The organism is Sphingosinithalassobacter sp. CS137 (genome assembly GCF_014334115.1).
Classification (GTDB): Bacteria; Pseudomonadota; Alphaproteobacteria; order Sphingomonadales; family Sphingomonadaceae; genus Sphingomonas.
Genome location: NZ_CP060494.1, coordinates 1,661,724 through 1,685,352, shown reverse-complemented (window position 1 = coordinate 1,685,352; position 23,629 = coordinate 1,661,724). Strand labels below are relative to the sequence as shown.

Below are 23,629 nucleotides of genomic sequence, written 5' to 3'. Positions count from 1 at the left end.
ATTCCGTCCTCGAAGCGGGCCCCGCGGCCCCGAGCTTGGCGCCCTAGTCGCCCCGTCGCGTCGCGGCAACCTCAGCCGTCGATCGCGGCGCGCACGCGATGCGCCAGCGCATCGAAGTCGAACGGCTTGGCGAGCACCGCTCCCGCGTCGCTGTCGGGCGCCGGTTCGCTCTCGCGCGAATAGCCGGTGGTGAACAGCACCTTCAGGTCGGCGATGTGCTCGCGCGCCTTGGCGGCGAGCTCGCGCCCGGTCATGTCGGGCATCACCATGTCGGTGAAGAGCAATGTCGCCCGCTGTCCCCGATCGAGCAGCCGCAGCGCCTCGGGCCCGTCGCGTGCGTCGATCACCGTATAGCCCAGCTCGCGCAGCGCCTCGACCGAGAAGCTGCGCACGCGGTCCTCGTCCTCGACGACGAGGATCGTCTCGCCCCGGCGCGCGCGCGGCGCCGCGGCGCGCGCGGTCGCGGCGGGCGCATCGGGCAACTGGCCGCCGCTGTAGCAGGGCAGATAGACGCGCACCGTCGTGCCTTCGCCCGGGGCGGTTTCGACTCGGATCTGCCCGCCCGACTGGCGCACGAATCCGAACACCTGGCTCAGCCCCAGCCCGGTGCCCTTGCCGACGCCCTTGGTGGTGAAGAACGGCTCGAACGCGCGCGCCGCCACGTCGGGCGGCATGCCGCAGCCGGTGTCGCGCACCGCGATCTGCACATAGTCGCCCGGCGCCAGGTCATAGGCGGCACGGTCCTCCTCGCGCAGCGTCACGTTCGCCGTCTCGATCGTCAGCGTGCCGCCCTGGGGCATCGCGTCGCGTGCGTTCACCGCCAGGTTGAGGATCACGTTCTCGAGCTGGTTGGGATCGGCAAGCGCGTGCCACACGGTGCGCGGCAGGATCGTCTCGACGGTCACGTCCTCGCCCAGCGTCCGCACCAGCAGCTCGATCATGCCGGCGACCATGTCGTTGGCGCTGACCGGCACCGGCTTCAGCGGCTGCTGGCGTGAAAAGGCGAGCAGCCGCTGGGTCAGCGCCGCCGCCCTGCTGGCCCCGTCGCGCGCCGCGGTGACATAGCGGTCGACATCGGTCTGCCCCTGGGCGAGCCGCCGCTCGAGCAGGTCGAGCGCGCCGACCACGACCGCCAGCATATTGTTGAAATCATGCGCGATGCCGCCGGTCAGCTGGCCCACCGCCTCCATCTTCTGCGCCTGGCGGAGCTGTTCCTCGGCGGCCATCAGCTGGCGCGTCCGCTCCTCCACAGCCTGCTCCAGCTCCTGCCGCGAGCGGGCGAGCACTTCGCGCGCATCGACGATTTCCTGCACGTCGGTGCAGGTGCCGAACCAGCGCGTGATGGCGCCATATTCGTCGCGCACCGCCTGGGCGCGGCCGAGCACCCAGCGATAGTGGCCGCTGTGGTGCCGCAGCCGGTATTCGATGTGATAGGGCTCGCCGGTCTCGAGGCATCGGCGCCACAGCTTCACGGCGCGCGGCTCGTCGTCGGGATGGAACACGCCGGCCCACATGTCGCCGTCGGTCGATCCATGAGGCACGCCGGTATATTCGTACCAGCGATCGTTAAAATAGTCGTGGTACCCGTCGGGGCGCGTCGCCCAGATCATCTGGTCGATCGAATTGGCGATCGCGCGGAACTTCTCCTCGCTCTCGCGCAGCGCCGCGGCGGCACTGACGCGCTCCACTGCGTCCCACGAGATTTCGGCGACCGCTTCGATGAACGCCACTTCCTCGGCCGTCCAGTCGCGCGGCTCCGCCTGGTTGGCGTAGAGACTGGCTACCCAGCTGCCGCCGCGCAGCAGCGGCACGCCCACCGCGGCGGGAGAAAGCTGCGCGAGCTCGGTGCCGGGATAGTCGGTCTGCGAGTCGCGAGTCACCACGCTGCGCCCCGAGCGATAGCGCTCTACCGCCGATCCCAGGATATCGACGCTCATCGTACCCTGCATCGCCGGCAGCGATCCGTTCGTCCACGACGGTCCGAACTGGAGGATGCCGTCGCCGATGACGCGATAGAAGCCGACTCGGTCGAGCCCCATGCGCTGGGCGAGCGCGGCCGCGGTGAAGCGCATGATCGCCGCCGGCGTGTCGAGCGTCCGCTGCCGCTCGGCCAGTGCATAGATGAAGGTCTGCGCCTCGTTGGCGATCCGCAGCTCCTCGGCCGCCAGCCGCGCCGCATCCTCGTTCGCGCGGCGCGCGGTGATGTCGTAGCTCACGCCGGGGAAGCGGACCGGCATGCCCGCCTCGTCGAAGAAGCCCCGGCCCTGGGTCAGCAGCCACCGCACCTCGCCGTCGGGGCGCAGCACGCGATATTCGATCGACAGCGTCTCGTGCTTCTCGACCGCCGATTCGATCGCGCCGCGCACCCGCTCGCGGTCGTCGGGATGGACGAGCTGGTAAAAGCCCTCGATCGTCGTTCCCTTGGCCAGCCGATCGGGGTCGACTCCGAACAGCCTGGCGAACCGCCCGTCGCCGCGCAGCCGCCCGGTGCGTCCGTCCCATTCCCAGGTGCCGATTCCGGCCGAAGCGTCGAGCGCCAGCTGCAGCCGCTCCTCGCTCGTGCGCAGCGCGGTCTCGGCCTCGGCGCGCTCGGTCACGTCGGTCGCCTGGATGAAGATGTCGGTGGTGTTGCCGCGCGCGTCCTTGATCGGCTGGAACACGAAATCCAGGATGCGCGTCTCGGCCGGCGCGTCGGCGGTGCGCTGGAGCTCCACCGGTGTCGCCGTGGTGCGAAACGCCTCGCCCGTGCGGTACACCGTGTCGAGCACTTCGACATAGCCCTGTGCGACGACTTCGGGCAGCGCCTCGGCAACTTCGCGTCCGATCAGGTCGCGCGCGCCGACCAGCTCGAGATAGGCGGGATTGGCCAGTTCGAACCGGTGGTGCGGCCCGTGGAGCAGCGCGACCGCGCCCGGCGCCTGCTGGAACAGCTCGCGCATCCGGTCGACTTCGCTCTTGCGCGCGTTTTCGGCGAGCACCACGCGCGTCGTTTCGTTGCCCTGGTTGAACACGCCGGCAATCGCGCCGTCGCGATCGCGGATCGGCGTGAAGCTGTAGTTCCACCACGTGTCCTGCGGCCGTCCCTCGCGCACCATCGGCAACAGCTGGTCGAACGCCGCGATTCCCTTGCCGGTGCGCAGCACTTCGTCGAACTGCGGCGCGATCACGCTCCAGATGTCGCCCCACACTTCGCGTGCCGGGCGGCCCAGGCACCACGGATGCCGCTCGGCCGGGATCGGCGCCCAGGCGTCGTTGTAGAGCAGCCGCAGATCGGGCCCCCAGTAAATCGCGGTGGGAAAGCTCGATCCCAGGCAGATCCCCAGCGCCGATCGCAGCGCCTGCGGCCAGCGATCGGGCGTGCCCAGCGGGTTGTCCGACCAATCGTGCTCACGGATGCGCCGGGCCATGTCGCCGCCGTGATCCAGAAATCGTAGCGACGGGTTCATGGACCACAGCGTTGTGAGTTGGCGGGATGGCTGTCAACCGTCGTGGCCGCGCGCGCCTCGAAAACCTCGACAGGATCGCGCAGGCCCCTATGTGAATGGCAAGAGAGGAGAAACACCGCATGAAACTCGCCAGCCTGAAGCACGGTCGCGACGGCCGCCTCGTCATCGTCTCCGACGATCTCGCCTGGTATGCCGATGCCGGCGCGGTCGCACCGACGCTGCAGGCCGCGCTCGACGATTGGGATCGGCTGGAGGGCGATCTGCGCAACCTCGCGACCGACCTCAACCATGAGGCGATCCCGCGCGAGCGCTTTCACGAGCGCGAAGCGGCGGCGCCGCTGCCGCGCGCCTTTCAATGGGCCGACGGCTCGGCCTATGTGAATCACGTCGCGCTCGTCCGCCAGGCGCGCGGCGCCGAAATGCCCGAGAGCTTCTGGCACGATCCGCTGATGTATCAGGGCGGGTCCGATGGCTTCCTCGGCCCGCGCGACGATATCCCGCTCAAGGACGAAAGCTGGGGCTGCGATCTCGAGGCCGAGGTGGTGGTCGTCACCGGCGACGTGCCGATGGGGGTCTCGGCGCGGGACGCGCTCGATCACGTCCGCCTCGTCGGCCTCACCAACGACGTGTCGCTGCGCAACCTGATCCCCGGCGAGCTCGCCAAGGGCTTCGGCTTCTTCCAGTCCAAGCCGGCCAGCGCGATGTCGCCGGTGTTCGTCACGCCCGATGCGCTCGGCGACTGGTGGCGCGACGGCAAGCTCCATCGCAAGCTGATGGTCGATTTGAACGGCGAACCGTTCGGCCGCGCCGAGGCGGGCGAGGACATGACCTTCGATTTCGGCACGCTGATCGCGCATGCCGCCAAAACGCGAAACCTCGGTGCCGGCACGATCATCGGCTCGGGCACCGTCTCTAACCGCGATGCCGATGGCGGCCCGGGCAAGCCGATCGCCGACGGCGGCGTCGGCTATTCGTGCCTCGCCGAAGTGCGCACCGTCGAGACGATCCTCCGTGGAAAACCGGAAACCTCATTCCTGAAGGCCGGCGATACGGTGCGCATCTGGGCCGAAGACGATCGTCACCACCCCGTTTTCGGGGTGATCGAGCAGACGGTGACTGCCCTATAAAGGACTCTGCCCTCGCTCGATTCGTCCTGAGCCTGTGAAGGGGGTGGGGCGGTCGCGCGAGCGGCTGAAACAGGAGAGGGACGAACCACAGGAGTCGCGCATGCGCCTCTCGTTTTGGTTGAAGCCAGTGGCAGCATTTCTAGCGGCATCGCTTCCCGCGGCCTGCGCCGGGCCCCAGGCGCCGCTCGCGCTGGTCGCGGCGACGGCCGACACCGCTTCGGTCGCGACCCCGGCCGATCTCTACGGCGATCTGTTCGTCCAGGTGCAGATGCGCCGCATCTTCCCGGACGGGAAGACCTTCGTCGATGCCGTTCCACGGCGCGAGCCCGCGGCGATCCTGGCGGCGTGGCGCGAACGCGATTTCGACGGAGACGACGCCGCGCTGCGCCGCTTCGTCCTCGACAATTTCGATCTGCCCGCGGCCGATGCCCAGCCGACGCCGTCGCTCGTGCGGCGCGGCCCGGCGCTGCCGCTCGAATCGCATATCGGCGCGCTCTGGGCGCATCTCACCAAGCCGCCGGTCGTGCCCGAGCGCGGCAGTTCGGCGCTGGCGCTGCCCGAGCCGTTCGTCGTGCCCGGCGGGCGCTTCCGCGAGCTTTATTACTGGGACAGCTATTTCACGATGCTCGGGCTCGCGCGCGACGGGCGCCACGATCTCATCGAATCGATGCTCGCCGATTTCACTTCGCTGGTCGATCGCTTCGGCCATGTGCCGAACGGCACGCGCACCTATTACGTCAGCCGGTCGCAGCCGCCCTTCCTCTATTTGATGGCCGAGCTGTCCGCCGAGCAGGACCGGGCGGTGCTCGAGGCCCGGCTGGCGGCGCTCCGGGCCGAGCATGATTTCTGGATGCGCGGCGCCGATCGGCTCGGCGATTCGGCTCCGGCGGCGGCGCGTGTCGTGCGGATGCCCGACGGCGCGCTGCTCAACCGCTATTGGGACGATCGGGACACGCCGCGCGACGAAAGCTATCGCGAGGACGTCGAAACGGCGGCCGAAAGCGGACGGGCCGCGGCGGAGGTCTATCGCCATTTGCGCGCTGGCGCCGAAAGCGGCTGGGATTTTTCGTCGCGCTGGCTGGCGGACGGCCGCACGCTGGCGAGCATCGACACCACCAACATCGTGCCGGTCGATCTCAACAGCCTGCTCTATGGGCTCGAGAGCGCGATCGCCGAGCGGTGCTGGGCGCTCGGCGATACGGCGTGCGGCGATCGCTATGCGCGCGCCGCCGAAGCGCGCCGGGTGGCGATCGAGCGCTGGCTGTGGAGCGAAGGCGAGGGGCGTTACGGCGACTGGGATATTGCGCGCGGCGGGATCCGACCGGGCGTGACCGCGGCGACGCTCTATCCGCTGTTCACTGGCGTGATCGAGGGCGGGCCGCGTGCCGATGCCGTGGCGGCGGTGGTCGAGGCGAGCCTGCTCGCGCCCGGCGGGCTGCGCACGACGACGGTCGACACGGGCCAGCAATGGGATGCGCCCAACGGCTGGCCGCCGCTCCAGTGGATCGCGGTCGAGGGGCTGCGCCGCACCGGCCATCCCGAACTGGCGCGGGCGGTCGCCGACCGCTTCCTCGGCACGGTGGTCCGCACCTATCGCGAGACCGGCAAGCTCGTCGAAAAATATGATGTCGAGGCGGTTCGGCCGGGCGGTGGCGGCGAATATCCGCTGCAGGACGGCTTCGGCTGGACGAACGGCGTCACGCGCGCGCTGATCGCCGAATATGGGTTGCCCGGCGAATAGGCGCGGCGGCGCTGTCCTACACGGCGCGAATCTGCCATGCTCGCCTCGCGCGACCGGGCTTGCGCAACAAAGGATCGGCTGAAGGAAATTTTCGCAAAGAATTAGTGCGAAAACCGCGAAGCGAAGCGGCGACTCAATGGAAGTCGCGCGACTTGAATCGAATCGCCTCTTCGGGGTCCGTGCCATTGGCGTGCGGCTTGAAATACAGGTCGCGCGGGCGAATCCGGTCGCGCTGGTCGGGGCCGCCGCGATGCGCTCCGTCGCCGGGGCCGGTGAGGTCGGGCAGGTCGAGGTCGCCGATGTTGCGCAGCATTTCCGATCGGTCGACGATCCGGTCGGTGATGACGTGGATCACGATGCCCTCGCGCTGCACGCGCCCGCGGATCGAGATCATCGCGGCGGACATGATGGTCCGGCGCTGCGCCTCGAACCGGTCGGGCCAGACGATCGCATTGGCGGTGCCGGTCTCGTCCTCGATGGTGATGAACAGCACGCCCTTGGCGCTGCCCGGCTTCTGGCGGACGAGGATCACGCCCGCCACGTCCACTCGCGCGCCGTCCTTCATCCGGGCGAGGTCGGCGCAGCGGACCACCCGCTCCGCCGCCAGCTGGTCACGCAGGAAGTGCAGCGGATGCGCCCGCAGCGACAGCTGGGTCGTGCGATAATCCTCCACCACTTCGCGGCCGGCCGATAGCGGGTCGAGCGCCACCGGCGCCTCTTCCCCGCGTTCCAGCGCATCGGCGGCGGCGAACAGCGGCAGCGGCTTCTCGCCCAATCCCTTGATCGCCCAGAGCGCCTGGCGCCGGTCGAGCCCCAGCGATGCGAAGGCGTCGGCGCGGGCGAGCTTCTCCAGTGCGGCGAGCGGAACGCCCGATCGCCGCCACATGTCCTCGACGCTGGCGAACGGCCGTTCGCTGCGCGCGCCCAGGATACGCGCGGCATCCTGGTTCGACAGGCCATGGACGATCCGCATGCCGAGCCGCAGGGGCAGCAGCCCGTCTTCGGGGCCATCCTCCGCCAGCGTGTCCCATCGGCTGGCGTTGACGCACACGGCACGCACCACGACGCCGTGCTCGCGCGCGTCGCGCACGATCTGAGCGGGTGCATAGAATCCCATCGGCTGCGCATTGAGCAGCGCCGCGCAGAAGATGTCGGGATGGTGGTGCTTCATCCAGCAGCTCGCATAGGCGATCTTGGCGAAGCTCGCCGCGTGGCTTTCGGGAAAGCCGTAGCTGCCGAAGCCCTCGATCTGCTTGAAGGTGCGCTCGGCAAAGTCGCGGGCATAGCCGCGCGCGACCATTCCCTCGACCAGCTTGTCGCGGAAATGGCTCACGCCGCCGGTGAACTTGAACGTCGCCATCGATCGCCGCAGCGCATCGGCTTCGGCCGCGGTGAAGCCCGCGCCGACGATCGCCACCTTCATCGCCTGTTCCTGGAACAGCGGGACGCCCTTGGTCTTCTGGAGCACCGCGCGCAGTTCCTCGGAGGGGTATTCCTCCTTCTCCTTGCCTTCGCGCCGGCGCAGATAGGGATGCACCATGTCGCCCTGGATCGGCCCGGGTCGCACGATCGCCACTTCTATGACGAGATCGTAGAATTCCTTTGGCTTCATCCGCGGCAGCATCGCCATCTGCGCGCGGCTTTCGATCTGGAACACGCCCAGCGTGTCGGCGCGCTGGATCATCTCGTACACGGCGGGATCGTCGTCTTGCAGGTCGGCCATGCCCACGCGCAGCCCCTTGTGTTCCTCGAGCAGCTCGAACGCGCGCCGCATGCAGCCCAGCATGCCGAGCCCGAGGATGTCGACCTTCATGAAGCCGAGCTCCTCGATATCCTCCTTCTCCCATTCGACCACCCAGCGATCGGGCATCGAGGCGGGTTCGATCGGCACCAGATCGTCGAGCCGGTCGCGGGTGAGGACGAAACCGCCGGGATGCTGCGACAAGTGGCGCGGCGTGCCGATCAGCTGGCGCGCGAGATCGAGCGTCAGTGCGATCCGCGGATCGGTGGCGTCGAGGTTCAGCGCCTCGACATGGCGCTGCTCGACACCTTCGGAAGACCAGCCCCAGACTTGACCCGCCAGCGCTCCGGTGAGGTCTTCAGGCAGGCCCAGCACCTTGCCCACCTCCCGCACGGCGCCGCGACTGCGGAAGCGGCTGACGACGGCGGTCAGCGCGGCATGATCGCGGCCGTAGGTCTGGTAGATCCACTGGATCACTTCCTCGCGCCGCTCATGCTCGAAATCGACGTCGATGTCGGGCGGCTCCTTGCGCTCGGTCGAAACGAAGCGCTCGAACAGCAGCTCGTGCTGCACCGGATCGATCGACGTGATGTCGAGCAGATAGCAGATCATCGAATTGGCGGCCGAACCGCGTCCTTGGCACAATATCCCCTGGCTGCGCGCATATTCGACGATCGAATGGACGGTGAGGAAATAGGGCGCATAGTCGAGCTGCGCGACAAGGCTGAGCTCGTGTTCGAGCTGCGCGGCGTAGCGGGGTGCGTCGGGAAATCGCCTGGCCAGCGCCTCGCGGGCGAGCTTTTCCAGCGCCTGTTGCGGAGTTCGGCCCGACATCACGATTTCGTCGGGGTACTGATACTGCAGCTCGCGCGGCGAAAAGGTGCAGCGCTCGACGATCACCTCGACTGCGGTGAGCGCCTCGGGATGCGCCGCGAAACGGCGCGCCATCTCGGCAGGCGGTTTCAGGTGGCGGTCGGAATGGCGCTCGCGGGCGAAGCCGAGCGTGTCGATCGTGGCCTTCTCGCGGATTGCGGTGACCACGTCCTGCAGCATGCGCCGGTCGGGATGGTGATAGAGCACGTCGCCCGTGGCGAGCGGCGTCAGCCCGTGCGCGCGCGCGGCCTCGCTCAGCCGGTGAAGGCGCAGCGCATCATTCGGACGGCGATGGTGGCTGAGCGCTACATGGCCGTCGGCACCGAAGATGTGGGCCATCCAGCGCAGCGCCACAGCATCCCCGAAATCGGCCAGGCCCGGCACCAGCGCCGCGACCAGCCCGTTGCCATGCTGCGCAATATCGTCCCAGTGGAGGAAGCACTGTCCCTTTTCACCGCGTTGTGTGTCGGCGCGATGCTTGCCGAGCGTGAGAAGACGCGTGAGCCGGCTCCAGGCGGCGCGATCCTGCGGCCAGACGAGCAGCGAATGGCCGCTGACGAGATCGAGTCGGCATCCCGCAACCAGCCGCACGCCGGTCTGTTCGGCGGCGACCAGCGCGCGAACGATTCCGGCGACGGAGTTGCGGTCGGTGATGCCTAGCGCAGGCATCTCCATCGCCGCCGCCATCGCGAACAGCTCCTCGCACGACGAGGCGCCGCGCAGGAAGGAGAAGTGCGTCGTGACCTGAAGCTCGGAGTAGGTCATGCCGCCCTGCTCCTCTCCACCGGAGAGAAGGACTTGCAGTGCGTCACCCGAAAACGCCGTGCAGATACCAACGCATGTCGCCGCTCACCGCGCGCTCGCCGTCGCCGCGGCGGAACAGCCAGTAGCGGCGGCCCTGCTCGTCCTCGACGCGATAATAGTCGCGCGTGGCATGTACCTCGCTCAGCCGCTTCCACCATTCGCCATGGATGCGCTCGGGACCATCGGCGCGGACGATGCGATGCGTTTCGCCACGCCAGGTGAAGCGGCGCGGCGGCTGATCCGGAAGCAGCGCGAGCACGTCATCGACTTGCTCGGGACGGTGCAACAGCCGAGTCGGGCGCGGCCAGCGTGCATGCCAGGGCGGCAGCGCCGCGCCGGTATCGAGTTGGCGCACGTCGTCGATGCGCCGGCGCTCGACAGGGGGAGCGGGCGGATCGAGCACCGGCCCGTGCGCCGCGGAGCGCTCGGGTACGTCGCTTTCCACGGCGCGCATGCGCCACATATGCGCGGCGCCGATGCGGGTCGCCAGCGTATCGACCAGCGGCGCCAGATCGGGCACGCTGTCCTCGGCGTCGAGCCGGTCGGAAAAGGAAGAGGGACCCAGCGGTTCGGCACGCCGGACATGAAGTGTGATCGAATCGATGCCGAAGCCGGGTTCGATCTCCTCGATGCGGCGGGCGAGTAGCCGCACGAGATGCGCAGGGTCGCGGCTGGCGCGGGCAAGGCCGATGCGAATGCGCTGTGGAACCCCGTCGATGCGTTCGGCGACGAACTCGATGCGCCGTGCGCCGAGCCCCGCCTGCGCCAATGCGTTGGCGAGCTCAGGCACCAGCTGGCCGAGCCAAAAGGCGATGCCTTCGGCGCTCAGGACCGGTTCGGCGAAGCGGTGACCGGCGAGAATATGTTCCTGCGGGATGATCGGATCGAGCGGCTCGGGAGCGAGCCCCAGCGCTTGGTCGAGCCGTTCGGCGAGGCCGCGGCCGAAACGGCGGACCAGCGGCGCGCGCGGCATGGCCGCGAGCGTGCCGATGCGATCGACGCCCAGCCGGCGGAGCAGTTCGACTGCGGTGGACGCTATGCGCAGCGCCTCTGGTGGAAGTGCGGCGATCGCGGTGCGGTGCGCACCCGGAGGGCAGAGCAAGACCGGCTCCGGCATCCGGGTGACCAGCGCCCATGCCGCGCCCGCCGTGTCGGCCACGGCGATGCGCGCAGCATAGCCGCGCCGCGTCAGCAGACGCAGGATGCGCCGTGCCATCGCCTCTTCGCCGCCGAACAGATGTGCCACGCCGGTGAGATCGAGGAACAGGCCGTGTTCGCCGGCGCGTGCGACCAGCGGCGACCAGCGCCGCGCCGCAAGAACGGCAAGGCGGCGGAGCGCTTCCGCGTCGCCCTGTGGATCGGCAGGATGCACTTCGAGTCCGGGAAGCTGCGCGCGGGCGCTTGTAAGCGCCATGCCGGGCACGATCCCGAGCGCACGAGCAGCCGGGCATGCGGTGGCGACGAGGGTGCGGGTGCCGACACGATGCGACGTGACGAGAGGCAGGGTTGCTTTTCGCAATGGGGAAACCGGTGGATGGGCTCCTCCTCGCCCGTTTTCCGCGTGCGCAGCTTTGAACGGATGCTCCGCCGCTTCGCTGCGGCGGCCGAGCTCGCGCATTCTGGGCCGCTGGTGCGCCGGCAGCGCGTCGATCTCTTTGGCGCGTTCGGCGCGTGCCCAGCGGGCGCCAGGGCGGAATCCCGCCTCGCGCGGTACCGAACAGGCGTTCAGCCGCTCCGTCGCTGCCGCTGCTGCCAGCGGAGCGGCATCCACTGTACCGCGGCGCTCAGGCGGCGCGGCGGTCCGCTCCGCCTGCCGCAGCCGGTCGATCGGCCAGTTTGGCAGGTAGAGCGCAGCGACCCGTTTCATCGCACGCCTCCAAAATCCAGTCCGCAGGCTCGCCGCCCTTTTGGCGGACGAGCGAAACCTTCCAGCGCGCACGGCCCACGCCTTCCACCGGCAGCGGAGTCGATGGGGCCGCGCCGATGCGCCAGCGCGTCACCGCAGCCGAAGGCGCGCCCAGCGGATTGCCCCCGCTCCGCCCATGCCGCTTGAGCAGCAGCGCGATCGTTCGCCCACCTTCGGCTGCGAGTTGCAGCCGGCGCGTCGCGGTCATGTGCGCACGCTTCACTTCGCCGATCACTGCGCCCAGGCCGCGGTGGCGCAGCCCTTCCTCCATCAGCGCCAGCACCTCGGCGTCGTCGGAAGCCTCGGCATAAAGCACGCGCCGCGCCTCGAGCCCTGCCTGGGCAAGGCCGGGTGCAAACAGGTCCCGCCGCCGCACGACCCAGAGCACCGGGCCGAAGGCGCGCCCGGCGATCCCGCTGAGGAACAGCGTGGCGGAAGCATCATCGGCCAGATCGGGAGTCGCGCCGGCGATTTCGTGCAGGGCGTCGAGCCGCAGGCCGGTGCTCGCCAGCTTTGCATCGACCGCGCCGATTCCGAAGGGCAGCACGGGGCGCTTTCGAAAGCCCTGCGTCTCGATCGAACGTAGGGTTTCGCGGAGGTCGGCGAGAGCGGCGGCATCGGCCATGTGGAACAAACGACTCGAATCGGAACAATTGTTCCTATTCTGTTCCAACCTGCCGGAGAGTCAACGCCGTTCGGAGCCCCTGCCGCGCCTGCCGCGTTGGCCTCTCACGGCTGCCGTGAAACAGGGGAAGATCATGCAGGATGATTTCATCGCGCTCGCGCTGGGTGTGGGATTGGTGGGTCTGCTCGGCATCATCCACCACTATGGTATCCTCGCGACGCGCCGGATCACGCCCGATCCCAATAAGAAGGCGCATCTTTCGATGCTCACTCTCTTTCCCGCGCTCCTGCTGCTCCACCTCTTCGAAATCGCGCTGTTCGCCGGCGTCTATTACGAGATCGCGCGCTGGCCGATGTTCGGCGAACTTGCGGACACCTATCCGCGCACCTGGAGCGACTATCTCTACTTCTCGGGAATCAACTTCGCCACATTGGGCTATACCGAACTCAAGACCGACGGACCGATCCGGCTCGTAAGCATGATGCAGTCGCTGGGCGGGTTCATGATCATCACCTGGTCGGCGACCTTCATCTATTCGGTCTGGGGCGATCAATGGCGCAAGGACTGAGACCCAGGACGTCCACGGGGCGCTCAGTTGCCATTCAGGCGCCTTGTCCTACTATACCACCCATTGTTCCAGAATTCCGGAGAAATGAATGTCCTTCCGCTTGCGGATCGCGCTTCTCGCCACGACCTCGGCGCTCATGACCATGACCAGCCCTGCAACGGCCACGGCTCTGCAAACCGAACCTGCCGAGACCGCCACCACTCAGCAGGCGGCTGTCGACCCGGCGCCGCTGCTCGAACCCTGGACCGGCCCTTATGACGGCGTGCCGCCCTGGGACCGCATCACTGCCGACATGTTCCCAGCCGCCTTCGAGGCTGCGATGGCGAATGCGCGCACCGAGTTCGCGGCGATCCGCGACAATCCGGCGGCGCCCACCTTCGAAAACACGATCGAGGCGCAGGAGCGCTCGGGCGCGCAGCTCGGCCGGCTCTTCTCGGCATGGGGCGTGTACCAGTCGAATCTCGCCACTCCAGAAGTGCAGGCGATCGCGCGCGAATGGAGCCCGAAGCTCTCCGCCTTCTTCACCGAGCTCAGCCTCGATCCCGAGATGTTCGCGCGCGTAAAGGCCGTGTACGACAATCGCGAGCAGGCGAACCTCACGCCGCAGCAGATGCGGCTGCTCGAGCGCACCTATCGCGATTATGTCACGTCCGGCGCGTTGCTGAACGCCGAGCAGAAGGCCGAAATCAGCCGCATCAATCAGGAACTGGCCGGCCTCTACGCCGATTTCAGCCAGAAGGTGCTGGCCGATGAGGAGACTGCAATCTTCCTCGAGTCGCAGGACGATCTCGCCGGCCTGCCCGAAAGCTTCGCGGCCTCGCTGAAAGCCGAGGCGATCGAGCGCGGCCAGCCCGACCAATGGGCGGTGAAGAACACCCGCTCGTCGATGCAGCCCTTTCTGATGTATTCCACGCGGCGCGACCTGCGCGAGCAGGTGTGGCGCGCCTATGTCGATCGCGGCGACAATGGCGGCGCGAACGACACCAACCAGACGATCGCGCAGATCCTGGCGCTGCGGCAGGAGCGCGCCGAGCTGCTCGGCTTCGAGAACCATGCCTATTACCGCATGGACGACACCATGGCGGAAACTCCCGCCGCCGCCACCGAGCTGATGATGGCGGTGTGGCCCGCGGCGGTCGCCCGGGTGCGCGAGGAGGTTGCCGACATGCAGGCGCTCGCCGATCAGGAAGGCGCCGACATCGTGATCGAGCCCTGGGACTATCGCTTCTATGCCGAGAAGGTGCGCAAGGCGAAGTATGACCTCGATGAAAGCGAAGTGAAGCCGTATCTCCAGCTAGACAATATCGTCGACGCGGCCTTTTATTCGGCCGGGCGGCTCTACGACATCAGCTTCGAGGAGAATACGGGGACGATTCCCGTCTTTCACCCCGACGTGCGCACCTTCGAAGTCACCGATAACAAGAGCGGCGAGGCGATCGGAGTCTTCTACCTCGACAATTTCGCGCGGTCGGGGAAGCGCTCGGGCGCCTGGGCGACGAGCTATCGCAGCCGCAGCGGACTGCGCGGCGAAGACATCGTGCTGGCCTCGAACAACAACAACTTCACCGAAGGCGCCGAGGGCGAGCCGACGCTGATCAGCCTCGATGACGCGACGACGCTGTTCCACGAATTCGGCCATGCGCTGCACAGCTTCCTGTCGGACGTTTATTATCCGGGGCTGGCCGGCACGCCGCGCGATTTCGTGGAATATCCGAGCCAGGTGAACGAGAATTGGCTGCTGACGCGCGACGTGCTCGATCGCTATGCGCGCCATTACCAGACTGGCGCACCGATGCCGCAGGAGCTGGTCGACAAGATCGAGGCTTCCTCGACCTTCAACCAGGGCTTCGACACGGTCGAATATCTGGCGAGCGCGATCGTCGACATGAAGCTGCATGACCGCAGCGAGCCGGTGACCGACGTCGATGCGTTCGAGCGCGAGACGCTGGCCGAGATCGGCATGCCGCGCGAGATCGTGATGCGCCACCGCCTGCCGCAATTCAATCATCTGTTCTCGAGCGACTCCTATTCGGCGGGCTATTACTCCTACCTCTGGTCGGAGACGATGGACGCCGACACCTGGGCCGCGTTCGAGGCGACCGGCAATGTCTGGGATCCAGCTACCGCGCAGCGCTTCCGCGACACGCTGTTGTCGACCGGCAACGAAACCGACCGCAAGGCGGCCTATCGCGCGTTCCGCGGGCGCGATCCGGACGTGCAGGCGCTGTTCCGCCGCCGCGGCTTTCCGACCGGCGAGTGACACGAGTGGGCGGTCCGGCGGTGCCGGGCCGCCTTTTCGCAGGTGCAGCGTCAGGTCAGTCCTGCTGACCTACTCGACAGCGCCGTTGAAATTTTATAACAGGCACGGAAAGTCGATTCCGCGCGTTCCATAGGACGACGCGGTTTAATCCGGAGAGTTCATGCCTGCCGCTCCTCAGCGCTCCAACCTTCCGAAGCTGTCGCTGCACGTGCCGGAACCCAAGTTCCGGCCCGGCGATGAAGTCGACTTCAGCGACGTCGACGTTCCCGCGGCGGGGAGCGCGTCGCGCCCCGATTCCGCTGCCGATCCAGCCGAGTTCCACCAGCTTGCCTATACGCTCGTTCGCGTTCTGGGCGACGACGGGCAGGCGGTGGGCCCTTGGGATCCGCGGCTCGACCCCGATACGCTGCGCATCATGCTGCGCAACATGGCGCTGACCCGCGCCTTCGACGAGCGGATGTTCCGCGCGCAGCGCCAGGGCAAGACCAGCTTCTACATGAAGTCGACCGGCGAGGAGGCCGTTGCGGTGGCGGCCGCGATGGCGCTGGCGCAGGACGACATGTGTTTCCCCAGCTATCGCCAGCAGGGGATTCTCATCACGCGCGGCTATCCGCTGATCGAGATGATGAATCAGATCTATTCGAACAAGGGCGACAAGCTGCAGGGCAAGCAGCTGCCGATCATGTATTCGGATCGCGAGAAGGGCTTCTTCTCGATCTCGGGCAATCTCGCGACGCAATATCCGCAGGCAGTCGGCTGGGCGATGGCGAGTGCGGCGAAGGGCGACAGCCGCATCGCCGCGACCTGGTGCGGCGAGGGATCGACTGCCGAGGGCGACTTCCATTCGGCCTGCACCTTTGCCGCGGTCTATCGCGCGCCGGTGATCCTCAACGTAGTCAACAACCAGTGGGCGATCTCCAGCTTCTCGGGCTTCGCCGGCGCCGAGGCGACCACCTTCGCCGCGCGCGCGATCGGCTATGGCATCGCCGGGCTGCGCATCGATGGCAACGATCCGCTCGCCGTCTATGCAGCGACCCAATGGGCCGCCGAGCGGGCGCGGACCAATCAGGGTCCCACGCTGATCGAGCATTTCACCTATCGCGCCGAGGGCCATTCCACGTCGGACGATCCGAGCGCCTATCGCAGTGCGCAGGAGGCGACTGCCTGGCCGCTGGGCGATCCGGTGAAGCGGCTCAAGGAGCATCTGATCGCACTGGGCGAATGGGACGAGGAGCGCCATGCCGCGCAGGATCTCGAACTCGCCGAGATGGTGCGCAAGACGCAGAAGGAGGCCGAGAAGAACGGCATCCTGGGCCATGGCATGCACCAGAAGTTCGAGACGATGTTCGAGGGCGTATACGAGGAAATGCCCTGGCATCTGAAGGAACAGATGCAGCAGATGCTCGACGAGGAAGCGGCCGCGGGCCGTCCGGGGCCAAAGCGGTGACTCGGACGGTTCACCCATTCCTGGCAGCGGTGGCCGCCGCGCTCCTCGGCCTGGCGCCGCACCCAGCTCTTGCGCAGGCGGTGGCCCAGGAGTCCCAGACGGCTCTTCCCGCGAACACCGTGCCGCTTCAGGTTTCCACCGAGCGCAGCACCACGCTGACGGTCTGGGCGCCCGCGGAGCCGCGAGGCGTAGTGCTGTTCTCCACCGGCTTCGGGTCCTGGCCCGAACGCTATGCGCACCTCGTGGACGCGCTGACGGCGGAGGGCTTCGCTGTGCTCGCGCCGCTCCACGTCGATTCGGTGCGATATGAGGATCGGGCGGCGTTCACGCCGCAGCAGGGTTTCATCGAGCGTTTCGCCGATATGCGGGCAGCACGCGACTATGCTGCCCGTATGTTCGAAGGTCTTCCGATCGTCGCCGTGGGGCATAGTTTCGGCTCCCTGGTCTCGCTGGGAGAGGGCGGCGCTCTCGGAGGCCTAATGCCGCTCCGCGTACCTGAGGTGCGTGCGGCGCTCGCCTTCTCCACTCCGGGCAAAATTCCCGGCCTGATCCAGCCCGACGCCTATTCGACCCTTGAAGTGCCGGTTCTTGCGGTGACGGGAACCGAAGACGTGATTCCGAGCGAAATGGGGTACGCCAGCACTCCCCAGGACCATCTCCTGCCGGTTCAGACCAGTCCGGCGCCTGCCTATGGTCTTGTGCTGCAGGATGGCGATCACGTGCTGGTCGACAATCCGGAGATGCTCGCGCGCGCCATGCCCGCGGTGCGCCTGTTCCTGCGCGGCTATGGCCTGGACGACGCCGCTGCGCGCGCGGCGCTCGCCGCTTGGCAGCCCGCCCAAGGCGACCAATTTATCACGCCCGAGAGTGCCGAATGACCGACATAGCCACCCAGGAAGCACGCATCGCTCCCACCCCCGAGCGCGAGGGCGACACCGCGCGAATGAACATGATCCAGGCGATCAACAGCGCCATGGACGTGATGATGGAGCGCGACTCCAGCGTCGTCGTGATGGGCGAGGACGTCGGCTATTTCGGCGGCGTGTTCCGTGCGACCGCGGGCCTGCAGGACAAATACGGCAAGGAGCGGGTATTCGATACGCCGATCACCGAGTGCGGGATCGTGGGCGTGGCGATCGGCATGGGCGCCTATGGCCTGCGCCCGGTGCCGGAAATCCAGTTCGCCGACTATATCTATCCCGCGCTCGACCAGCTCGTCTCCGAAGCTGCGCGACTGCGCTATCGCTCGGCGGGCGAGTTCATCGCGCCGTTGACCGTGCGCTCGCCGTTCGGCGGCGGCATCTTCGGCGGGCAGACGCACAGCCAGTCGCCCGAGGGCATCTTCACGCACGTCTCTGGGCTGAAGACCGTGATTCCGGCCACGCCCTATGATGCCAAGGGGCTGCTGATCGCATGCATCGAGGACAATGACCCGGTCATCTTCTTCGAGCCCAAGCGCATCTACAACGGTCCTTTCGACGGCAAGTACGACAGCCCCGCGAAAAATTGGGGAAGCCACCCGGGCGGCGAGGTGCCCACCGGCTATTACCGCATCCCGCTCGGCAAGGCGGCGGTTGTGCGCGAAGGAGAGGCACTGACGATCCTCTGCTACGGCACCATGGTTCATGTGGTGGCGAACACCGTCGCCGAAGCGGGCGTCGATGCCGAAATCATCGACCTGCGCACGCTGATGCCGCTCGACGTCGACACGATCGTCGAGAGCGTGAAGAAGACCGGACGCTGCATGATCGTTCACGAAGCCACTCGAACCCAGGGGTTCGGCGCGGAGTTGGCGGCGGTAGTGCAGGAGCGCTGCTTCTATCATCTCGAGGCGCCGATCGAACGCGTCACCGGCTTCGACACTCCGTATCCGCACAGCCTGGAGTGGGCCTATTTTCCGGGCCCCGTCCGCATCGGCCAGGCGCTCAAGAAAATCCTGAAGGACTGACATGGCACGCTTCACTTTCCGCCTGCCGGACATTGGCGAAGGCATTTCCGAAGCCGAGATCGTGGAGTGGCACATCGCGGTCGGCGATCGGGTCGAGGAAGATGGCCGGCTCGCCGACATGATGACCGACAAGGCGACGGTCGAGATGGAGTCGCCGGTCGCCGGCACGGTGGTCGAGCTGGCGGGCGAAGCGGGCGACTTGATTCCGATCGGCTCTGCACTGGTGGTGATCGAGACCGAAGACGACGTGGATGTCGAAGAGGAGGTCGAGGAACAGGTCGCGGCGGAGACGCCGGGCGTCGAGGAAGAAAGCCCCGCGGAGGTCGCGCCGGTCGCTTCGCCGGCGCCCGCTCCTTCGCCCGCTCCCGCTCCCGCCGAGAGCGCGGGAGAGCAGGCTCCGGCTAAGCCGCGAGAGGAACATCCCGTCCTCGCCTCGCCGGCGGTTCGCAAGCGTGCCGCGGACCTGGGGGTCGATTTGTCGCAGGTGAAGCCGTCCGAGGAGGGCCGGATCCGCCACGCGGATCTCGATTCCTATCTGCGCTACGGCTCCGGGCAAGGCTATCACGCGCCGCACGTCAGCCGCGCGCGCGACGATCAGCAGGTGAAGGTGATCGGCATGCGCCGCCGCATTGCCGAGAACATGGCTGCATCGAAGCGCAACATCCCGCACTTCACCTATGTCGACGAAATCGACGTGACTGCGCTGGAGGAGATGCGCGCGGACCTCAATGCCAATCGCGGCGACCGGCCCAAGCTCACCATGCTGCCGTTCCTGATCGTGGCGATCTGCCGCACCCTCCCCGACTTCCCGATGCTCAACGCGCGCTATGACGACGAGGGCGGGGTGGTGACGCGGTCGGGCCGAGTGCACATGGGCATGGCGACCCAGACCGATGCGGGGCTGATGGTGCCGGTGATCCGCGACGCGCAGGACAAGAATGTCTGGCAGCTCGCGAGCGAGATCGGCCGCTTGGCCGAGGCAGCGCGCACCGGCAAGGCCAAATCCGAGGAACTTTCGGGCGGCACCATAACGGTCACCTCGCTTGGGCCGCTGGGCGGAATCGCGACCACACCGGTGATTAACCGGCCCGAGGTCGCGATCATCGGTCCCAACAAGATCGTGGAGCGACCCGTGTTCCAGGGCGACGACATCGTCCGTGCCAAGCTGATGAACCTGTCGATCAGCTGCGATCACCGCGTCGTCGACGGCTATGATGCAGCGAGCTATGTCCAGGCGCTGAAGAAGCTGCTCGAAACCCCGGTGCTGCTGTTCGCCGACTGATGGTCGAGGTGGTGAAGCTGCGGCAGGTGCGCAAGGCGAAGGCGCGGCGGGATCATGAGGCGAAGGCAGCCGCCAACCGTGCGCTGCACGGCCGGACCAAGGGGGAGCGCGCGGCCGAGGCGGCTGCGCACGCGAAGCTGGAGCGGACTCTAGCGGGCGCACGGCGCGAGGACTGACGGTCACGCCGGTGAGTGATCCCGCGCTGGCGGCGCGAAACGAAGCTGCTCCGCGCCGTCGCGAGGGCGGCGCCTAACGCCGTTGCTGGAACGCGCCGGTGATCCGGCGCAGCGCTCCGCGCGGCATCAGCCTTGTGCTCGCCGCGACCAGCTTCGTGCGGGCGCCCGGGAATGCCACGGCCCGGTTCGCATCGAGCGCCGTGAGCCCGGCGCGCACCACTTGTTCGGCCGGTTCGGCAGCGCGGCGGAACAAGGCGCTCTGCGACAGGCCCGACAGATCGCCGAATTCAGTCGCCACCGGTCCCGGGCACAGCGCACTGACCGAAACGCCGTGGCGCCGCACTTCCTCGTGGAGCGCCTCGGAAAGGCTGAGGACGAACGCCTTGGTCGCGTAATAGCTCGCCATCCATGGTCCCGGCAGCACTGCCGCCACCGACGCGACGTTCAGGATTGCGCCCGATCGCATCTGCACCATGCCCGGCAGCACCAGCCGGCAAAGCTCCATCACGGCGCGGCAGTTGAGATCGACCATCCGAGCGAGCTGTACAGGATCCATCTCGACGAACGGCCCGCGAAACCCGAAGCCGGCGTTGTTCACCAGCAGGTTCACTGCCAGTCCGCGCTTGGCGATTTGGCCGATCAGCCTCTCCGCGGCCCCGGTGCGCGCGAGGTCGCATGGGATCGTGGTTGCGGCCACGCCGTGGCGGGAGCGCAGCCGCTGCGCGAGATCCTCGAGCCGCTCGGCGCGACGCGCGGTGAGGATGAGATCGTGCCCACGCTCGGCCAGCGCCAGCGCGAACTCGGTACCGAGGCCCGAGGAGGCGCCTGTGACAAGTGCGGTGCCCTTGGTAATCGCAACCTCCCGCGATTCGCCCGGGCAAGCCTAGACGATTTCGAAGAGCCCCGCTGCCCCCATGCCGCCTGCGGTGCACATCGAAACGACGACCCAGCGCACCCCGCGCTTGCGCCCTTCGATCAGCGCGTGTCCGACCAATCGGCTGCCGGTCATGCCAAACGGGTGTCCGATCGCGATCGCGCCGCCGTTGACGTTATACTTTTCGGGATCGATGCCGAGCGCGTCGCGGCAATAGAGACACTGGCTGGCGAACGCCTCGTTAAGTTCCCAGAGGCCGATGTCGGCGACAGAAAGCCCCGCGCGGTCGAGCAGCTTGGGAATCGCGAATACCGGCCCGATTCCCATCTCCTCGGGCCCGCAGCCGGCGACCTGAAAGCCGCGGTAGATGCCCAGGATGTCCTTGCCCTCGGCTTCCGCCGTCTTGCGATCCATCACGATCTGCGCCGCCGCGCCGTCCGACAACTGGCTCGCATTGCCCGCCGTGACGTGCTTGCCTTCCTTCACGAACTCTCCGTCCTTCCAGACGGTCTTGAGCCCGCCGAGAACGTCGGCCGTGGTGCCCGCGCGGATGCCTTCGTCCCGAGTGACGGTCACGGTTTCGGTGCCGGTGCGATTGCCCTGCTTGTCGAACACCGCTTTCTCGACCGTGATCGGCGCGATCTCTTCGGCGAAGGCGCCATTCTCAAGTCCGGCGGAGGCGCGCTGCTGGCTGGCAGCCGCGAACGCATCCTGCGCTTCCCGGCTGATGCCATAGCGCTCGGCAACGATCTCCGCCGTCTCGATCATCGGGATATAGGCTGCAGGCTCTTTTTCGAGCACCGACCTGTTGGGATAGCGCGGCGCATCCTTGGTTACGGTATGGCTGATCGACTCCATGCCGCCGGCGAGCGCGACGTCGATCTCGTCGCACATGATCGAGCGGGCGGCGAGCGCCAGTGCGGTAAGGCCCGAGCCGCACTTGCGGTCGAGCGTGAACGCCGGAACCGTGTTGGGCCAACCTGCCGCAAACACCGCCATGCGCCCGGCATTTGCGCCGGTGGTGCCCCATTGGTTGCCGACACCCCAGAAGATGTCGTCGATGCGCGCCGGATCGATCCCGGCGCGCTCGGCCGCGGCGTTCATCACGTGAGCGGCGAGCACCGGTGCCTCGGTATCGTTGAAATAGCCGCGATAGGCTTTCCCGATTCCGGTGCGGGCAGTGGCGACGACGGCGGCTTCGCGCATGGGCTCTCTCAACGTTTCGAATTTCGGGTACGGCCTTCTAGGCCATTTCGCCGAAGAAGGAAACGGCCGGTTGGGCGCGACGCGGCAGGGTGCGGTGCGCCTAGCGGGGAGCTGTGAATCGATCGTGCTAGTCGGTGAACACCGGCGCACGCTTTTCCATGTTGGCCCGGACCGCTTCCATCTGGTTGGGCGTCCGCATCACCGCCTGTTGTTCGGCGCTCTCCGCAGGCAGGATCGAAGAGGCAGTACCTTCGGCCATTGTATTGGCCAGACGCTTCGCGCCGCGGATCGCTTCGGGATTGCGGCCGGCGATCGCGCGCGCCAGTTCCATCGCCGCGGCGCGCGGATCGGCGGCAAGGCGTGTGACGAAGCCGTGGCGCAGCGCTTCTTCGGCATCGAACTCGCGGGCGGTATAGACGAGTTCACGCAGCACGTCGTCGCGGACCAGCCCGCGCCATAGTGCGAACCCCGCCATATCGGGCACGATGCCCCATTTGAGCTCCATCACGGAGAACCGGCTGTCCGGCGCCGCGATCCGGATATCGGCACCGCTCGCGACCTGAAGCCCGCCACCGAAGGCAATGCCGTGCACCGCGGCAATCACCGGAACCGGCAGCATGCGCCAGCCCCAGGCAACCTGCTGAAACCGGTTCGCGTCGCCATGGGTACGTGCGGCCAGATCGACGTCCGAGCCGATTCCCGCCATGCTGGCGAGGTCGAGCCCGGCGCAGAAGCCGCGGCCTTCGCCACTGAGCACAACCGCGCGCACTCCCTTCGCCTCGCCGAGCTGCTCGATCGTCGCGATGATCGCATCGAACATCGCGGGGTCGAGCGCATTGAGCTTGTCGGCGCGCGCGAGCCGGACGTCGGCAACACTGTCTGCAATCGTCACGGTGACGCGTTCTTCGGCCATGATTTCCCTCTCCGCTCGACTCCTCCCGAACGCTATCGCGGCGGGGGCGCGGCGGCAACGATGGGGTCAAGCCGATAGCCGCGCCTCCGCTCGGTCAGCAGCATGGGCCGCGAGAATCCGCGATCGAGCTTCGCCCGCAGGCGCGAGACGTGAACCTCGACTACATTCGTGCCGGGGTCGAAATCCAGTCCCCATACGGCTCCGAGCAGTTCGCTGCGGCTCACGCAGGCGCCCGGCCGATGCGCCAAGTGTAGCAGGAGCGCGTATTCGCGCGGCAGCAGCGGCACGGGCTTGCCTGCCCGCGCCACGCGCCGTTCGGCGCGCTCGATACGCAGTTCGCCGATCTGTAGCGGCAATTCGGGTCGCGGACGTAGCCGTGCCGCGACCCGGGCGGCGATCTCGCAGATCGCGGCGGGAAGGCCGACAACATCGTCTGCGCCGGCATCCAGCGCTTCGGCCGGACAAGCCATGGTGCCGGGCTTCAGCGCGATCAGCAGTGGCCCACCCCATCGATGACGAACCGTCGCTATCTCCGCGCCGAGATTTTCGCCGCGCGAACCCAGCAGAACGGCGGCGGGCGCGCCTTGGTCGAGCTTAGCGTCGAGCCGATGCCGCGGCAGCGTCGTCGCGCAGATGCCGCGGCGCTGCAATGCCGCACCGAGTTTTGGGACATCGACATCGCACTGGAGGAT

Annotated in this window: 17 protein-coding genes; 9 read left to right on the top strand and 8 right to left on the bottom strand. The window is 67.5% G+C overall.

Annotated features, from left to right (window positions below; translation table 11 throughout):
- Nucleotides 1-71: 71 nt before the first annotated feature.
- Nucleotides 72-3,446, bottom strand: a complete 3,375-nt coding sequence (locus H7V21_RS08300) for a PAS domain-containing protein (protein ID WP_262503776.1) — start codon at nt 3,444-3,446, stop codon at nt 72-74.
- A 119-nt stretch (nt 3,447-3,565) separates the two neighbouring features.
- Here H7V21_RS08300 and H7V21_RS08295 point away from each other — a divergent pair, with 119 nt between their 5' ends.
- Together H7V21_RS08295 and treF are read left to right on the top strand one after the other, a co-directional pair.
- Nucleotides 3,566-4,573, top strand: a complete 1,008-nt coding sequence (locus H7V21_RS08295; RefSeq protein WP_188053062.1) for a fumarylacetoacetate hydrolase family protein — start codon at nt 3,566-3,568, stop codon at nt 4,571-4,573.
- 100 nt (nt 4,574-4,673) lie between these two features.
- Nucleotides 4,674-6,314, top strand: a complete 1,641-nt coding sequence (gene treF, locus H7V21_RS08290) for an alpha,alpha-trehalase TreF (protein ID WP_188053061.1) — start codon at nt 4,674-4,676, stop codon at nt 6,312-6,314.
- A 133-nt stretch (nt 6,315-6,447) separates the two neighbouring features.
- On the opposite strand, the gene H7V21_RS08285 is transcribed toward treF, so the two are convergent.
- The 3 genes from H7V21_RS08285 to H7V21_RS08275 are packed head-to-tail and all read right to left on the bottom strand — an operon-like array spanning nt 6,448 to nt 12,263.
- Nucleotides 6,448-9,693 (bottom strand): error-prone DNA polymerase, encoded by a 3,246-nt coding sequence (locus H7V21_RS08285; RefSeq protein ID WP_188053060.1) that lies wholly within the window; start codon nt 9,691-9,693, stop codon nt 6,448-6,450.
- A 43-nt stretch (nt 9,694-9,736) separates the two neighbouring features.
- A complete protein-coding gene (locus H7V21_RS08280) occupies nt 9,737-11,599 on the bottom strand; it encodes a Y-family DNA polymerase (protein ID WP_188053059.1) in 1,863 nt (620 codons plus the stop codon).
- Nucleotides 11,517-12,263, bottom strand: a complete 747-nt coding sequence (locus H7V21_RS08275; protein WP_188053058.1) for an ImuA family protein — start codon at nt 12,261-12,263, stop codon at nt 11,517-11,519. Before H7V21_RS08275 ends, H7V21_RS08280 begins: the two co-directional genes overlap by 83 nt.
- Nucleotides 12,264-12,396: 133 nt before the next feature.
- On the opposite strand from H7V21_RS08275, the gene H7V21_RS08270 reads away from it, so the two are divergent.
- The 7 genes from H7V21_RS08270 to H7V21_RS08240 all read left to right on the top strand — a co-directional run bounded on the left by H7V21_RS08270 (nt 12,397) and on the right by H7V21_RS08240 (nt 19,944).
- Nucleotides 12,397-12,831, top strand: a complete 435-nt coding sequence (locus H7V21_RS08270) for an ion channel (RefSeq protein ID WP_188053057.1) — start codon at nt 12,397-12,399, stop codon at nt 12,829-12,831.
- 88 nt (nt 12,832-12,919) lie between these two features.
- Nucleotides 12,920-15,091: a M3 family metallopeptidase gene (locus tag H7V21_RS08265; RefSeq protein ID WP_262503775.1), complete on the top strand. Its 2,172-nt coding sequence runs from the start codon at nt 12,920-12,922 to the stop codon at nt 15,089-15,091.
- 160 nt (nt 15,092-15,251) lie between these two features.
- Nucleotides 15,252-16,538 carry a 3-methyl-2-oxobutanoate dehydrogenase (2-methylpropanoyl-transferring) subunit alpha gene (locus H7V21_RS08260; protein ID WP_188053056.1) on the top strand — a complete coding sequence of 429 codons (1,287 nt, stop codon included), beginning with the start codon at nt 15,252-15,254 and terminating at the stop codon, nt 16,536-16,538.
- Between the two features lie 29 nt (nt 16,539-16,567).
- Nucleotides 16,568-17,416: a serine aminopeptidase domain-containing protein gene (locus H7V21_RS08255; RefSeq protein ID WP_188053055.1), complete on the top strand. Its 849-nt coding sequence runs from the start codon at nt 16,568-16,570 to the stop codon at nt 17,414-17,416.
- Nucleotides 17,417-17,481: 65 nt separating this feature from the next.
- On the top strand, nt 17,482-18,486 hold the full coding sequence (locus tag H7V21_RS08250; protein ID WP_188056431.1) for an alpha-ketoacid dehydrogenase subunit beta: 1,005 nt from the start codon (nt 17,482-17,484) through the stop codon (nt 18,484-18,486).
- A 1-nt stretch (nt 18,487) separates the two neighbouring features.
- On the top strand, nt 18,488-19,768 hold the full coding sequence (locus H7V21_RS08245) for a dihydrolipoamide acetyltransferase family protein (RefSeq protein ID WP_188053054.1): 1,281 nt from the start codon (nt 18,488-18,490) through the stop codon (nt 19,766-19,768).
- Complete coding sequence (locus tag H7V21_RS08240; protein ID WP_188053053.1) at nt 19,768-19,944, top strand: DUF4169 family protein; 177 nt, start codon at nt 19,768-19,770, stop codon at nt 19,942-19,944. Before H7V21_RS08245 ends, H7V21_RS08240 begins: the two co-directional genes overlap by 1 nt.
- 73 nt (nt 19,945-20,017) lie before the next feature.
- On the opposite strand, the gene H7V21_RS08235 is transcribed toward H7V21_RS08240, so the two are convergent.
- The 4 genes from H7V21_RS08235 to H7V21_RS08220 form a co-directional block, all read right to left on the bottom strand.
- A complete protein-coding gene (locus H7V21_RS08235) occupies nt 20,018-20,737 on the bottom strand; it encodes an SDR family NAD(P)-dependent oxidoreductase (RefSeq protein WP_262504078.1) in 720 nt (239 codons plus the stop codon).
- A gap of 90 nt (nt 20,738-20,827) precedes the next feature.
- Nucleotides 20,828-22,024, bottom strand: a complete 1,197-nt coding sequence (locus tag H7V21_RS08230) for an acetyl-CoA C-acyltransferase (protein ID WP_188053052.1) — start codon at nt 22,022-22,024, stop codon at nt 20,828-20,830.
- 127 nt (nt 22,025-22,151) lie between these two features.
- On the bottom strand, nt 22,152-22,937 hold the full coding sequence (locus H7V21_RS08225) for a crotonase/enoyl-CoA hydratase family protein (RefSeq protein ID WP_188053051.1): 786 nt from the start codon (nt 22,935-22,937) through the stop codon (nt 22,152-22,154).
- A 32-nt stretch (nt 22,938-22,969) separates the two neighbouring features.
- Complete coding sequence (locus H7V21_RS08220) at nt 22,970-23,587, bottom strand: response regulator transcription factor (RefSeq protein ID WP_262503774.1); 618 nt, start codon at nt 23,585-23,587, stop codon at nt 22,970-22,972.
- Nucleotides 23,588-23,629: the final 42 nt, after the last annotated feature.